Raw genomic sequence first — 14,201 nt, 5'->3', positions numbered from 1 at the left:
TCTTGGAGAAATAAACATCCATAATGATATCATTACGGTTATAAGTAGATTAAATGTTATTCTAAATGATGAACTCACTACAACCATTGATGATACTAATGAGGACAATAGTCATGCGTGATCAGATTATTAAAAGGCTAGTTCTATTTTCAGTTAAATTTGCAATACGATCTGAAAAAGGTAGGTTATATGGGATGATTTTGGGAAGTCCCAGGTGGGTTAGTGGATTAATCTTTGCTATAAGTGTGTATCAGCTTAGCACCCTTAACACCTTAAATGCTGATCTTCAACAAATAATATCTCTAATAATAGCTATAGTGTCATTTATCAACTTCGCAGTAGACCTTCTAAGTGAAAAGAGACAAAAGTTCAATGAAAAACGTCAACGATGTGATAATTTACTAAGTGAATTATCGACTCTGTACATAAATTTAATAAATGATAAGCTTAATCATGATAGGTCTTCAGAAACTCTAAGTGTCTTGGAAAATTATGAAAAAGAATTTTCTAAAGAGACAGCATTTTTTTATTTCCTTAGTGACAAACGTACATTGTAGAGCTTTTTAAAACGAGAAGATTCATATTACTGGATTAAAGATCACTACCTACTAGACAAAAATAACCCATACTCTAAAAACTAGTTTCTCTAGAGTGTGGGTTATTCCTTATTTATATTACTTGAGAGTAATTCATTTTATTTTACATTTGTTAATATTTGTAATTTATATGCTTTCGATATATACTTATTCCTAATAGGAGAAGCGGCTAACAAACAGTTTATTTATAAGCTTTTGGAATATGTAATTCAAATAATTATTTAGCTAAGAAAGAAGGAACACAAACTATGAGTAAAAAATTCAGTGATTTTCTTATACAAAATAAATCAAAAATTAGTAAAGTTCCTAATAACAATGTCACATATATTGAAACGACAGATATCTCTCTAGCAACACACTGGAGAACTACCGAAGAAACTACGGCTGGAACAGATGTCACGCTTGGTAAAGTGTATCCTGTTCTTTATCACAGACACGAACAAGAAGAAGTTATTGTTGATGATTCTGGTAAGTTGTCATTAATCTATTTAGTTCTAAAAGGAGAATTCCTTATTCTAAATTAAAGAGGTTCCACTCTCCCACCCATATTAGAAGGTTAGGATTCATTATACTAACAATATAGAGGATATACACTTTTCAAGCAGTATGCTAAAGAAAACCGCTGAGAAATCAGCGGTTAGATTAAACAAATAATTTACGGTAAATAACAACCAAAAGATAAGCAATCAAGTAGCATGACAATGCTGATCCTAAGAAATTAGAGATGTTAAATTCGAAGTTGTCAGCTACACTCACTACTTTGAATATGTTTAAGCTGCCTGTCATTGGTTCGACAATTCTCAGCGAAAGGAATGGGAATACTGCCCCATAATTGTACTCGTTGAAAAAAGTCTCGTGATTAATTGTGTAATCTGCTGGACGAAGCAAAGAAACGATCATGATGATACTAGCTATTATCCAATAGTGCTTGTTCTTTAAATACTTCATTTAGTATCACTCCCATTAAAATTTCAAACAAAATTTGGAAATCAACTCTTACTTCAAGAGTGTGACAAGAGAGTTACCTTTACGTCATATGGTCAGTAAATCTCTTGTCATAACGTCTGCGTGTTTTTATGATTCTAACGCAACACCTATCTGCCAGCTATTGTTAACTGTCCCTCATACAACAGTGCGTTGTATGGTCTCTCTACCTAAAGAAGAAGCGTAATAATTTGATAGATTCCATTTGTGAATCATGGTTTTGACAAATGATACTTGTAAAAGAACACCAGTCGTTTTTTCATAACGACTGGTGTTCTTTTGGTTTGTTTAAATCAAATACGATCCGTTCTCCAGTACCAGAACTTTGAGCCTTGAGAAATGACAAAACGCTGTAGCCATGTCTCAAAGTTACTGTAGAAGCTACCTGTATGCTCAACAGAATATAAACTCTCACAAAGTAACAGATATTGTTCATCATGAGAGCGCCAGCGGTCTAAATCAATCAGTATTCGATCATCAAGGATGTTGGCTACCACAATCTTACTATTTGATGCTTCATTGTAATGCATGACATCTTGGGCTGAGTATAAGAAGTTTTCGCCGCCATATTCAGGGTCTTCAAACAAGGATGCTCCATTGCATAGTCGTAAGAAGCTTATGTAATCTGGAGGTAGTGGAGTAGAGAAATAATTTGAAAGCTCTTTAATCTTTTCTTCGGATGCACTTGGTCTGAATTTGTTGACAACAGTCGTTTTCCCAGTAGGAACAAGTATTTCAATGTGACTATCGTTTTGGTCTGACCATTCTTTGAATGCACTGAATGTATTCATTTAATCAGTCCTTTCCTAAAAAAAATGACTATGCGATCTAGCCTGCAAAGTCAGTTTATCATCTTAATACGAATCACCTTAATTCCTTCATTTGTTGTTAATAATGTATTAATGCATCTATGTAATGTGTATGATGAGATAGCTTTTCACCCTCGCTTAATAAGTACGCTCAATACTCCATACCAGTGATTAGCTTTATTTGATGCATCAATTGCCTTTTTGTCTTTCTTAAGAATTTCCTTTTTCTCATTCAAAAAGTCTACTGTTACATTAGGTCGCTTTATATCGTTTACCATCAACTTCAGATAAACCCTTTTAACTTTATCGTTACTTGTAGTCTTTTGTCCAGATAACCCACCAATGACAGCCCCTACTCCACCAGCAAGTACACTTCCTACAATTGCTCCTCCTACCTGGCTACCTCTTGTTGTTCTTGTCAATTGAACATCATCCTCTACTAACTCCAATTCCAAAATATCACTTGAAGAAAACACTCTGATTTCAGAATCAATTATACAAAGCTTATTGCTCTGATCATCAATAGCGATAGCTGTATCATGCTTTTCATTTGCGAAAACTTGTGAAGAAATAAAATCTGGTAAGCCATTCATCAACCCTGTTAGCTTCTCTTGCCTTGCTGCATTAATTCTTCTTTTTGCCTTTCCATCAGGATCAGAACTTAGTCCCATAAAAACACATGACATAATAATGGTTAAAAAAACAAAAAATCCATGAAAATCATGTTTAGTTATAAAACGGAATACCAAATAAAAAAACAATAACAACAGAAAGGAACTAGCTAATATTGAGAATATTTGAAATGGAGTTAATTTGTTGATCTCCTCGCTTGTAATTCTTTCTTCATCAACCCGAAGCAGACTTTCTGTACTTACCATAATTACACTCCAATATGATTTTATTTTACATTTGATACAAGTAGTAATCTTATTATACCAAATTAAATTGTATATTTAAACCATTTTGAATCATATAGTGTGCAGCAATTAATCTTTATTGAATATGATAATTGTACTAAAAGGAGTTCTTCCTTTGCACATTGAGGCCATCTTCGGAAAAGTACTTAAAAGTCTTCGAATTAGAAATGATTTGTCCCAAGATAAACTCGCTGAACTCTCAACACTTGAGAGAACGTTCATATCCAGGATAGAACGTGGTAATAGTCAACCATCATTAACTACTATATTTGAGTTGGCTAAAGCGTTGAATATCAAGCCTTCAGAACTCATCCGAATGGTGGAACTGGAATACGAATCAAATAACTAACACAAAGCAGAGCCGTAGGAAACCCTACAGCTCTGTTTCATGTTTGATGGATAGTCTTATTTCCTTATTTGAAGGCTGATCGACCTGTTGGTGTGCATAGCACTTCTAACAGCCAATAGGCCAATTCTAAAGTTGTAACCATCCCCCCACTAGTACATAAATGAAATCTGGATTTCATTTATAGGAATTCACATTCGAGCGTTAACGCATTAACGTACAAACCCCATAAATAATCAGCCTAAATATACTGACAAATACAGACCCAAATACTTATAAGTAAAACGCTAAAGTTATACATAAATTTAGTTAGACGTAGTTTTGAAAGGTTTTGCCATCTGATGTTCACCCTAACTGTAATCCAATTAAACTTCTAATCGTTATGTGCAACTACAAGAAACGGACCTTTCAATGATAACTGTGAGCATTTTACGTATTTTTCAATTTTCATTCGTCCTGGATGTCTTGGACGCTTTGCAACAGTCAGTATGTTCTTATGTTTTTCTGACTTCAATATGTATACAGACTTTAACTTCTTGTGTTTCTTTATACATTCATACACATAGCTTACTTCCTTATTATGATTAGCCGCAGCTATTCCTTTAGGTACATTCCCCCAAGCTAAAATAATATAATTCGAATTAAAAATCGCCTCATCAATGCTCGTTTTATTCTTTTTAGAACTGTACTCTCTCTCACAATCACTAATTCCACTTAAAAGGCTCTTCAATTTTGTTGAGTTAGGTTCATATAGACAGAATAAATTAACTACAATTACCTTTCCAATTTTCTTTTGCAGTTTCTTAGCTGCAAAGTTGAGTACAGTATTTACTGTTGTGTCCGATTGATTCTTATCTGCCTTGCTTGGGTTCATCATGATATAGGTCATTATATTTTCATAATTTTTATTTATAGGAATAGTCAAACTATATCTGGCGTCAATTTGATTTGATAGAGATTCGAATTCACAATCAATATTAGTAATAGTCACAAACTTTGGATATTCCATAAAACACCTCTCATTTTTATAATGATTTCCTTAGATTTTCTAATCTTTTAGCACATCATTGTAACGACAGCATCTACGAAGCAATTATTTTTTTCAATAAACATCTCAATTTCTGACTTTTGACTGTAGTTCTGAGACTCTCTTCATTTGATCCAAGATATAATCTTTAAAGACAGGTTGTAACTGATTAAACAGCGTAATCACTTCTTCGATTTCCTTGCTGTTAGATTCTCCCACTAATATCATTTCACCTTCACCCAAAAGCAGCCATTTTTCATTAACAGAATAACGCTCACATAAATGTTTGATAAAAAGTTCTTTGGGCTGAACACGATTGTATTCTATATTGCTTATTACATCTCTACTCACACCTAATCTCTCACCAAAAACACTTTGCGATAATCCAAGATATTTTCTAATAGCTTTTATTCTGTTATGCACTATTCCGTTCCACCTCTTCTTTAAGTTTCATATACTGAGTCAACATTACAACACAAAAAAAATGTAGTCAACACAATAAAAACAGGAATTTCGTGTTGACAACTCAAATAATTAAAAATATACTGTGTTAAAAGCACAACAACAGTTAAAATAATGCTTTTCACTAGGGGGAACTATCACATGGAAATTATTAAAACTCTTACTCATAATAATTCAATATCAGCCTATGCCTATGGAGGCTCAACACGCTCGATACAACAATGTAAAAAAACTATGGTCGCTCGTGAACTCATTATTACCTTTGACAGTGGAGAAGCAATGCTACAGGAGGATGTGAGACTCGCTACAGGTGAAGATATTAATTGGTGGGCGGAGGTTAGCGATGAGATACCCAAAGACAAATATGTAATCTGTCAAGACGGAATATACATATGGAAAGAAATTCGTGAGTGGGATGGAGAAGATTTCGATGTAGTAGATATGAGGTTTGAGAAGATCAGCTAACTATAGAGCTTGGGTGCTTTAATAGCTCTTGAACTTCTAGAGCGTAAGCGAGAGCTACCTACTTACTCCTTTTATGTTTAGTAAGTTTTTCTTTTTATTTGTTTTTATGTTTATACTTAGCAATAACGAGTCAAATTTCACTTCATTTTGAGATTTCATTTTCAGAATCCAGTTAAATTTGACTCTATTTATAATTTGCTACACAAAAATGTTGTCAAATTTGACTCAATTTTGAGTTAATCTAAAATATGTGCATAATCTTTAGTCTCTTTCTTTTCATATGTGGGTTCGTAGTCAGTATAATTCTGCATTTGAGACGAAATCATCGTATCGTATAACACTTTCTGACTAGCCTCCCTTTTCACTCTACTCTCTTCTTTAGCTAATAATTTTCGTCCTTCTTTTTCAAGTTCATTATACTTACTAGGATTTATTTTTCTTAAGGCATTAAAACGTTTATCTCCTATTTCTTTTGTTGCTTCGAATTCTGTTGTATGCCACACATGCCAACATGCTGGTGTCAGCCATCCTGTATTCAAAAGATATGTAGTGTCTATCCTAGGATCATGACTGTACGAAGCAACTTCTTCTAATTTAGCAACAATATTAATTTGTTTATCGATTTCTTGCTTAGTTAAATTGCCATCCTGCCTTCTTTCACGTTCTTTGCGCTCTTCTGCACTCACAGTTTTGTACTTATTCGGCAATTGCCTTGGTTCTCCTTTTTCATCAGCATAGTATTCCCCTGAAATCTTATCAATTAAATTTAACTCATTAGCCTCATTTAAGTACTTAGCTGCTGTATTTTCACTGGAGCCTAGAACACATGCCCATTCTTCAAAACTGATCCGATAATCAATACCTTTACGCCATTCTGAGTAGATTAGAATTCTAAGGAACCATGGGTTACCATTACATGATTTAAACATCTCTTCCGAGACTCCTACCCACCCTTGATGTTTAATCACTTTGGTCTTTTTTGGTAAATAGCTTTCTGCAACTTTTTTAGCATTAATACCATTTGCATCAGGGATTTTAATAGTCAATAAGGTATCATACTCAAGTGTATCTTCATTATATTCCATTTCTATATATCCTTTTTCATTGAGTGATAACAGAAGGTGTTTGATTTCCTTCCTGTTATCACTTTCTTTCTTCTTATTCACTTTAGTTTTTATTGGGACTTGTTTACTTAGTGTGACAACGGTTGTTTCAACTGTTCCCCACCAATGACTGTGTTGAGATTGCATACTTAGCATATAATAAATAACGTAAGCATATATATCTTCTTTTGGTATAAATAGCTCTTTCTTATCGAACGCGCTCATTAGCATTGGAAATGCTGCGAACGGCGGATTTTTAGTTAGTTTATCATTCATTTACTTTTCTCCTTTAAATATACACCTATTTACTTTACACTCGTGCTGTAGGACTGTATTAATTAATTTCTTTATAACGCTGACTATATACTTTCAAATAACTATCCAATTCTTCTGTTCGTCTAAACTGCCAAAACTTATCTAAAGTTCTCTCATGTAAACCTGAACAAATATAATTAACCTTCATATCCATACGAAGAAATTTGAATAACTTGAAACTATAGCAATAGAAATATTCGTCTTTGTTTTCCATACACCTTACTCCTCCCACTAATACTGTTGTTCTATCATTTTTTTGATTTGGATGCCACTTACACCTAGCTGAAGTTGAGTTTTTTCAGTAATGATTTCTTCATCTCTTTCGATGTCAAGAATAGTTCTAGCTAGATTCCATATCATCCGATATTTGCATTCAACATCTGTCTTTAGCTCACCTTTGATAGTTTGGATAAGTAAACCAATTCCGTTTCCAGCATCTATTATTGATCCATGATCAACTTGATTTAGAACATTGATAGGAATGTGATATCTGCGAATTAAATCCTCCTTAGCTTCACCTATTCTTGAATAGTTCATCTTGTCGTTTAGCCTCAAATCTTTAATTACATATACTTCACATTCACGTGATGCACCATCTGTCACGTTTTTCCAATATGGCAGGACTTGAAGATTTACTTTTTCGTAACCCTTCATGGAATCAACTCTGTCTAAAGTTGGTCTATCTTTGTATATACCACTATTCTCAAAAATCATGGATTGTTTTATCCAACATTCACGGAAATCATCGTCATTCCAAAGGTCAGACCAAAACTCCTTTGCACTCATGTAACTTGTTGTTACATGAGCATAACCATCTTTGACATACTCAGGTTGACTTCTTCTAAACGCAGCTTCGCATGATTTTTTCAACAATTCTAAAGCTGGATTTGCTTGGTATTTGCGCTTTCGTGATTCCTTCTGATAGGCAGCACTGCACTCTTTGCAATAGCTGCCCTTACCATCTTTGCTCTGAACTGATTTGTTAAACTTTTTCAGTGAATGATACTGTTTGCATTTGCTGCACTTCTTTTTATTTTTCTTCATAATAATCATCCTTTCTTTATCCAAAAACTGCTGTCATTCCTTTTACCTTAGCATCTGTAAAATCTACTGTTCCTCTGAATTGTGTCTTTCCATAAGTGGATGCTTGAACAATAACGTCTCCCATTGTTGATTGTAGTGAGATGTTTGCCGCTGCTTGGGATAGCCCCCCTCGTTTCTCACCTCTATAATAGAAATCTAGCGAAGAGAAATTCCCACTATCAACACTTACTCCATTCTTCTCTCCCCAGAGGTTGTAAGAATTAAATCCATTACGTGACAGTTCAATTCTGTCTGCATTTGCCCCAGCTGTACGTATTGTTCCACCAGTTATAGTTGAGCCATCAATAGTACCTGAAAACATTCCATTCACTGCTGTTAACTTTCCATCCATACTCACTTTAAAGCTAGCGCTTTCAAAAGCAGTGTGTCCTAAATAAATACCTCTATTGTCTGCCTTGAAGATGTTGTTTCCTGATCCTATGGCAATTGTACCGCCGAATATATTAGGAGAGTAGATTTGCGTTGCATTAATGTATGTTGACTGAATGTAATCTGGTAATCTAGGAATAAAAGGCTGGTTTGCAACCTGATCCCATGAAATACTTGCATATGGCCCCATTTTTACATTTCTACCCAGATACATGATAGAACCCCCTGTTATATTCGTAGATACCGCTAGGAGTCACAACATGAAGAATTGTATCTCCCCCAACATATTTGTTATAACTATTTATGTGTTTAAACAAATTAAACACTGTTTCAACAATGTTGTTTTGATCTATCTGATTGTTATGGAAGAATGATAATACTCCCTCCCTATCCTCTCCTCTGACTGTAACCATTGATCCAGTTGTCCTCCGTGTCTTCTCTTTATGAGAAAACTCAATAGTTCCAGTCTCATTTTTAGATACGTCATAATAACCTAATACAGTTGATAGTGGAGAAAATTCAGGATTCTGCACTAAATACATTGGATTTTCTTTTTCGAATTGTTCTTGAACACCTCTACTAACTTCTTCAATAATTAATGCAATTTCATCAATGCTTGTGTCATTATTCACTCGTTCAGAAACTTTTCCTCTTAAAACTTCACAATAGTCCTGTGCCCCAGAACAGAACATTGAAACATGATGGGTAAGTTTAGTTACCTTCAAGTGGTTATCCCTTACCAATTCGCCGTTTTTAGTGACTCTTCCATCCCCAGCAATAATGGCAAATTTACTGTATGGATTGTTCAATGCAATACATAAGCTCATACAAGCTCACTCCCTTCATGGTTATCGATATACTCTTTGTATTTTTGAATTTTTTCTTTTGACATAGGATATCCATTATTCTCAAAGTGTCCCACTGTCCCACGATGACATCCTAGATGCACTGCAATTTCTGTGATCTTAATTCGTTTAATTATCCTTTTTGCTCTGTACACTTCTCTTTCTCTTAACTCCATAAGAACCTCCTTTATTTGGTGAATAACAAAGAACAGAGACTTAAGAATGCCTCTGTTTTGCGATTAGAATTTGTAATTAAGTTAGTAGTCTAAATGAAACCTCTTCCCTTAACTACAACTTAATTATACACCATAAATATAAAATTGTAAAATAATGTAAATATCTAATGTTTTATTGGTTTTCCTCCTTCTTTATCATACTAAAGTGTTAATCTATCTCCATATATTCTCTTCGAGACGCTTCTGCATACAGTTCATGTAATTCACTCACAGTTTGTCTTTGCTTGTCCCACTGGAGCTTCAATTGCTCAGTAAAGTTCTTATCAGGGTTCTTTCTTAAAAGAATGTACAATTGTTGTAACATGTTATTTTTAAGTTCAGCTTCCTGCCATTTAACGCTTGCTTCGAACTCCTTTCCATAGTAAGCAGCATATTTGTCACTTAACCCCTCTCCTCCTTTATTATCTGCATAGAGAAGAAGATTCCTTGTACCCTCATAAATATGCTTTTTAGGGGTCACCTGACCTTTTAAAACTGCAACGTATAGGGTTTGGAAGCGAGTCTTTTCTTGAATAATCTCAATGAATTCATTAACAACTAGAGTTCCCTCTTTAAATATAAACTTATCTGCAATAAGTACATCTCGATCCATAGCAAGAAGTTTTGAGTCATGTATAATCCTCACTTGCACGTATGCACAACCTTTTAGCTCAATATCCTCAGTAAAAGTAGAGAAAATAAAGGAGTAATTCTGCAAATTCCTGTATCCATACCAAGGAAAAACATTTAACTTCACTATGCTATGCGTCCCACTAAAGTTAAAAATATTACTCATTGATAATGCACCTGTCCTTTGAGATAAAGTTTCAAGACTACTTCTTCTTTGACTCCCTACAGATTCATAAGCGGACTAGTTGTCTTAGCCAACTCCAATATTTGTTCATCTTGAATTGACTGAAGATATCTGTTGGTTATTATGGTGCTCTCATGGCCTAATAATCTACTGAGACTGTAAACATCCAAACCTAATCTTAATTGTTTTTGAGCAAAATAATGTCTGAGCGTATGGGGGCTACAACGAATGTGATCTCGTATCTTGGCTTCGTTTCCTGCTTTCTTCATCATCACTTCAATAGCAGTAACGGTTAGAACCTTGCCATTTTGAGATAAAAAGAAATTGGAATCAATCATGAATTTATCTTTAAAATAAGCCTCTTTCATTCTTTCATACTTGATGATGTATTTCTTAAGAAAAGGGGAAATGTATAAATTTCTTTCTTTGTTTCCTTTACCATGTATCTTGATGACACTTTCTCCTACATCAAGAGAGCCAAGTGAACATAATTCCAAATTTCTAATACCTAAGTCTACAAAGAACATCAGAATCAATTTGTTACGCATACTCAAGTAGAAGTCACCTTTATATGCATTGATCAAGCGTTTCACTTCATCATCGTCGAAAGTTTTTATAAGAACTTTAGGTTCTCTCATCCATTTCAAACCTAGCACTGGATTTCTCTTTTCAGCGATATACCCTTCCTCCACTAAGAATTTGAAAAATGAACGGATATTCTTTTGTATTCCATTGATGTAGGACTCCGATAATCCTTTCATTTTCAAGTTCATAAGATATGCTTTGATGTGAGAGGTGTTGATTTCTTCTACCTCAACAACTGAAAATTCATTACATAAGTAATTTAGAAATGCCCTATTGTTGTTACGATATCCTTTTATAGTGCGAATACTGTAGTTCTTGATCTCCAAATCAAAAAGAAACTCTTTGTAAACATCTTCAAATAACATAAAAAAACTCACTCCTTATATGGATATTTCCATACAAAAAGTGAGTTTAAATACAATACAGGCTATGAAAACGTACATCATCACATGAATCACTTGGTGATAGCATGTATACCCTCGCTGAGTGATAATATGGATGGTTTCTATACATTTTCAAATCCCTAACTGGGTTAGAAAGACTCTAAACCACCTATCGAACCACGTATCGTTTAGTTCGCTTAAACGAACTCTACGTTATGGTATACTTGCTGAACATCTTCAAGGTCTTCAAGCGCATCAATCAGTTTCTCGAACTGAGCTTGTGCATCCTCTGGAAGTTCAATATGGTTTTGCGCAAGCATCGTCAGCTCGGCTACGGTAAACTCAGTAACACCGGCAGCTTTAAATGCTTCCTGTACAGCGTGGAATTGATCCGGTTCTGCATATACGATCACAGCATCGTCTTCGTCCACGATATCACGTACATCCACATCTGCTTCAAGCAGAAGTTCCAGTACTTCCTCGGAGTTTTTGCCTTCTACCCCGATTACCGCTGTAGGATCAAACATATAAGCAACTGAACCACTCACACCCATATTGCCCGCGTTTTTGTTAAATGCCGAGCGCACTTCCGGTGCAGTACGGTTCACATTATTGGTGAGGGCATCCACGATAACCATGGCACCATTGGGCCCGAATCCTTCATAACGCAGTTCTTCATAATTTTCGTCCCCGCTGCCTTTTGCCTTTTCCATGGCACGGTCAATAATTGCTTTGGGTACGTTATACGTTTTGGCACGTTCCAGCACGACTTTCAGTGCGCGGTTCGCTTCCGGGTCCGGTTCGCCCTTCTTGGCAGCTACATAAATCTCAACGCCGAATTTAGCATAGACCCGGCTAGTATTTGCATCTTTTGAAGCTTTTTTTTCTTTAATATTATTCCACTTACGACCCATATCGTTTCCGCTCACTTTCAACATATAATCTGCTTTCTACTTTGTCATTATATCTTGTTGGGCGTACTTCAACAAGTTTAGACTCACGAAAAAATGGTAAAAGACAAGTTGATTTCACCTTACCACGTTCAGAAATCCCAAAGAGAAACGATCCAAAAACGCCAAAGAAGCAATTCCCTAGGGAATGCTTCTCTTCACGAATTCATCTAATTAGGCATGAAACTGTTGACCGTCCAGCACTTCAGGCACATAACCGGCACGAATGACGAAATCTCCAAAATGCTCACCATCATTGCGCTCTTTGGCATATTGATTCACCATTGGAGTCAATGTATCCAAAATTTCGGTTTCGCCAATATTTTCTTTGTACAATTTGTTCAAACGATGCCCGGTAAAACTTCCACCCAGATACATATTGTATTTTCCCGGAGCTTTGCCGATAAACGAGATCTCGGCCAGCATCGGTCTCGCGCAGCCGTTCGGGCAACCCGTCATACGAATGACAATCTCTTCGTCTCTCAGCCCCGCTTCGTCCAGTACAGGCTCCAGCTTGTCGATCAGTGATGGAAGATACCGTTCGGATTCCGCCATGGCAAGACCACAAGTCGGAAGCGCCACGCAAGCCATAGAACTTCTGCGAAGCGCCGAGTAATGAGCACCATCGGTCAGATTGTATTGCTCAATCAGTGCCTCAATCTTTTTCTTCTTCTGGCTGCTGATGTTCCCGATCATGAGATTCTGATTGGCTGTGAGACGGAAATCTCCAGTATGGATTTTGGCAATTTCACGCAGACCTGTCATGAGCGGATAACCGTCCACATCCTTCACACGTCCATTTTGAATGAACAAGGTGTAGTGCCATCTGCCGTTGCTGCCTTTCACCCAACCGTAACGATCTCCATTATGTTCAAAATGGAACTCGCGCGCCGCATCCAACTTCCAGCCGAGACGACTCGTCAGTTCTTCCACAAACCAGGCGAGGCCGCGGTCATCGATTGTATATTTGAAACGGGCATGTTTACGTACTGCACGATCCCCATAATCACGTTGAATCATAACCGTCTTCTCCGCAACATCAATCATTTGCTCTGGTGTACAGAAACCAATGACTTTGGACACCTGCGGATAAGTCTTCGGATCACCATGAGACATGCCCATACCACCGCCGACAGAAACGTTAAAGCCTTGCAGCTTGCCGTTCTCTACAATAGCGATAAATCCGAGATCCTGCGAAAACACATCTACATCATTGGATGGTGGAACAGCAATCCCAATTTTGAACTTACGCGGCAAATACACTTTGCCATAAATCGGTTCTACCTCTTCATCTGTGTCTTGTGAATCGATAATTTTCTCTCCATCCAGCCACAACTCATGATACGCACGAGTCCGTGGATCCAGGTGATTACTCACCTGGCATGCCCATTCATATACTTCAGCATGAATATCTGATTGGTCCGGATTCGGATTACACATGACGTTCCGATTGACGTCACCACACGCAGCAAGAGTGCTGAGCAACGAGTCGTTTACTTCACGGATGGTATTTTTGAGGTCCCATTTGAGCACACCATGCAGTTGAAATGATTGGCGCGTCGTCAGACGAATGGTCTCATTCGCATATTTATGCGCTACACGATCCATCATCAACCACTGTTCGGGTGTAACAATTCCTCCGGAAGCACGCACACGCAACATGAATTGATAGGCAGGCTCCAGCTTGGATTTATTCCGCTCATTACGCAGGTCACGGTCGTCTTGCATATAACTGCCGTGATGTTTCATCAGACGGTTATCGTCCTCAGGAATCGCACCACTGATCCGATCCGCCAGCGTTTCAGTCAGACTTCCACGCAAGTAGTCACTTTTGATCTTTATATCTTCCACATCACTGTTCGTGCGCTGCGGGTTAAGTAAGTTATTATAAGTCATGCTGCTATCTCCTCTC

At 36.6% G+C, this 14,201-nt stretch carries 18 protein-coding genes; 4 read left to right on the top strand and 14 right to left on the bottom strand.

Translation table 11 applies throughout. From position 1 onward, the window contains the following. Window positions 1-113 precede the first annotated feature (113 nt). Window positions 114-557, top strand: a complete 444-nt coding sequence (locus tag PTQ21_RS18655) for a hypothetical protein (RefSeq protein WP_274566655.1) — start codon at window positions 114-116, stop codon at window positions 555-557. A 287-nt stretch (window positions 558-844) separates the two neighbouring features. Further along, window positions 845-1,120 (top strand): hypothetical protein, encoded by a 276-nt coding sequence (locus PTQ21_RS18650; RefSeq protein ID WP_274566654.1) that lies wholly within the window; start codon window positions 845-847, stop codon window positions 1,118-1,120. Between the two features lie 753 nt (window positions 1,121-1,873). Here PTQ21_RS18650 and PTQ21_RS18645 read toward each other — a convergent pair. Both PTQ21_RS18645 and PTQ21_RS18640 read right to left on the bottom strand, forming a co-directional pair. Further along, complete coding sequence (locus PTQ21_RS18645; protein ID WP_274566652.1) at window positions 1,874-2,371, bottom strand: SMI1/KNR4 family protein; 498 nt, start codon at window positions 2,369-2,371, stop codon at window positions 1,874-1,876. A gap of 146 nt (window positions 2,372-2,517) precedes the next feature. Further along, window positions 2,518-3,267 (bottom strand): hypothetical protein, encoded by a 750-nt coding sequence (locus PTQ21_RS18640; RefSeq protein WP_274566651.1) that lies wholly within the window; start codon window positions 3,265-3,267, stop codon window positions 2,518-2,520. A gap of 124 nt (window positions 3,268-3,391) precedes the next feature. On the opposite strand from PTQ21_RS18640, the gene PTQ21_RS18635 reads away from it, so the two are divergent. Beyond that, a complete protein-coding gene (locus tag PTQ21_RS18635) occupies window positions 3,392-3,655 on the top strand; it encodes a helix-turn-helix domain-containing protein (RefSeq protein ID WP_274566649.1) in 264 nt (87 codons plus the stop codon). Window positions 3,656-4,025: 370 nt separating this feature from the next. Here PTQ21_RS18635 and PTQ21_RS18630 read toward each other — a convergent pair whose 3' ends face one another. Both PTQ21_RS18630 and PTQ21_RS18625 read right to left on the bottom strand, forming a co-directional pair. Continuing rightward, window positions 4,026-4,661, bottom strand: coding sequence for a DUF1643 domain-containing protein (locus PTQ21_RS18630; RefSeq protein ID WP_274566648.1), 636 nt, complete (start codon window positions 4,659-4,661; stop codon window positions 4,026-4,028). A gap of 105 nt (window positions 4,662-4,766) precedes the next feature. Further along, a complete protein-coding gene (locus PTQ21_RS18625) occupies window positions 4,767-5,102 on the bottom strand; it encodes a helix-turn-helix domain-containing protein (protein WP_274566646.1) in 336 nt (111 codons plus the stop codon). A 180-nt stretch (window positions 5,103-5,282) separates the two neighbouring features. Between PTQ21_RS18625 and PTQ21_RS18620 the strand changes: the two genes are divergently transcribed. After that, window positions 5,283-5,606 carry a hypothetical protein gene (locus tag PTQ21_RS18620; protein ID WP_274566645.1) on the top strand — a complete coding sequence of 108 codons (324 nt, stop codon included), beginning with the start codon at window positions 5,283-5,285 and terminating at the stop codon, window positions 5,604-5,606. A 236-nt stretch (window positions 5,607-5,842) separates the two neighbouring features. On the opposite strand, the gene PTQ21_RS18615 is transcribed toward PTQ21_RS18620, so the two are convergent. The 10 genes from PTQ21_RS18615 to cysI all read right to left on the bottom strand — a co-directional run bounded on the left by PTQ21_RS18615 (window position 5,843) and on the right by cysI (window position 14,185). Continuing rightward, window positions 5,843-6,985, bottom strand: a complete 1,143-nt coding sequence (locus PTQ21_RS18615; RefSeq protein WP_274566644.1) for a hypothetical protein — start codon at window positions 6,983-6,985, stop codon at window positions 5,843-5,845. A gap of 58 nt (window positions 6,986-7,043) precedes the next feature. After that, window positions 7,044-7,238, bottom strand: a complete 195-nt coding sequence (locus tag PTQ21_RS18610) for a hypothetical protein (protein WP_274566643.1) — start codon at window positions 7,236-7,238, stop codon at window positions 7,044-7,046. Window positions 7,239-7,255: 17 nt separating this feature from the next. Beyond that, on the bottom strand, window positions 7,256-8,068 hold the full coding sequence (locus tag PTQ21_RS18605) for a hypothetical protein (RefSeq protein WP_274566642.1): 813 nt from the start codon (window positions 8,066-8,068) through the stop codon (window positions 7,256-7,258). Window positions 8,069-8,084: 16 nt separating this feature from the next. Then, on the bottom strand, window positions 8,085-8,711 hold the full coding sequence (locus tag PTQ21_RS18600) for a hypothetical protein (protein ID WP_274566640.1): 627 nt from the start codon (window positions 8,709-8,711) through the stop codon (window positions 8,085-8,087). Further along, window positions 8,698-9,324, bottom strand: a complete 627-nt coding sequence (locus tag PTQ21_RS18595; RefSeq protein ID WP_274566639.1) for a hypothetical protein — start codon at window positions 9,322-9,324, stop codon at window positions 8,698-8,700. The genes PTQ21_RS18600 and PTQ21_RS18595 overlap by 14 nt, the downstream gene beginning before the upstream one ends. Then, complete coding sequence (locus PTQ21_RS18590) at window positions 9,321-9,518, bottom strand: helix-turn-helix domain-containing protein (protein ID WP_099859402.1); 198 nt, start codon at window positions 9,516-9,518, stop codon at window positions 9,321-9,323. Before PTQ21_RS18590 ends, PTQ21_RS18595 begins: the two co-directional genes overlap by 4 nt. A 208-nt stretch (window positions 9,519-9,726) precedes the next feature. Continuing rightward, window positions 9,727-10,353, bottom strand: a complete 627-nt coding sequence (locus PTQ21_RS18585) for a hypothetical protein (protein WP_274566634.1) — start codon at window positions 10,351-10,353, stop codon at window positions 9,727-9,729. Window positions 10,354-10,409: 56 nt separating this feature from the next. Then, window positions 10,410-11,321 carry a tyrosine-type recombinase/integrase gene (locus tag PTQ21_RS18580; protein WP_274566632.1) on the bottom strand — a complete coding sequence of 304 codons (912 nt, stop codon included), beginning with the start codon at window positions 11,319-11,321 and terminating at the stop codon, window positions 10,410-10,412. A 215-nt stretch (window positions 11,322-11,536) separates the two neighbouring features. Continuing rightward, complete coding sequence (locus tag PTQ21_RS18575; RefSeq protein ID WP_064640900.1) at window positions 11,537-12,253, bottom strand: YebC/PmpR family DNA-binding transcriptional regulator; 717 nt, start codon at window positions 12,251-12,253, stop codon at window positions 11,537-11,539. A 210-nt stretch (window positions 12,254-12,463) separates the two neighbouring features. Next, the gene (cysI, locus tag PTQ21_RS18570) at window positions 12,464-14,185 is read right to left on the bottom strand and encodes an assimilatory sulfite reductase (NADPH) hemoprotein subunit (RefSeq protein WP_063563481.1); all 1,722 of its coding nucleotides are present in this window, start codon (window positions 14,183-14,185) and stop codon (window positions 12,464-12,466) included. Between the last annotated feature and the right edge of the window lie 16 nt (window positions 14,186-14,201).

Source organism: Paenibacillus marchantiae, from assembly GCF_028771845.1.
Classification (GTDB): Bacteria; Bacillota; Bacilli; order Paenibacillales; family Paenibacillaceae; genus Paenibacillus; species Paenibacillus marchantiae.
The sequence above is the reverse complement of the archived record's forward strand: the minus strand, read 5'-3'. Positions and strand labels throughout refer to the sequence as shown.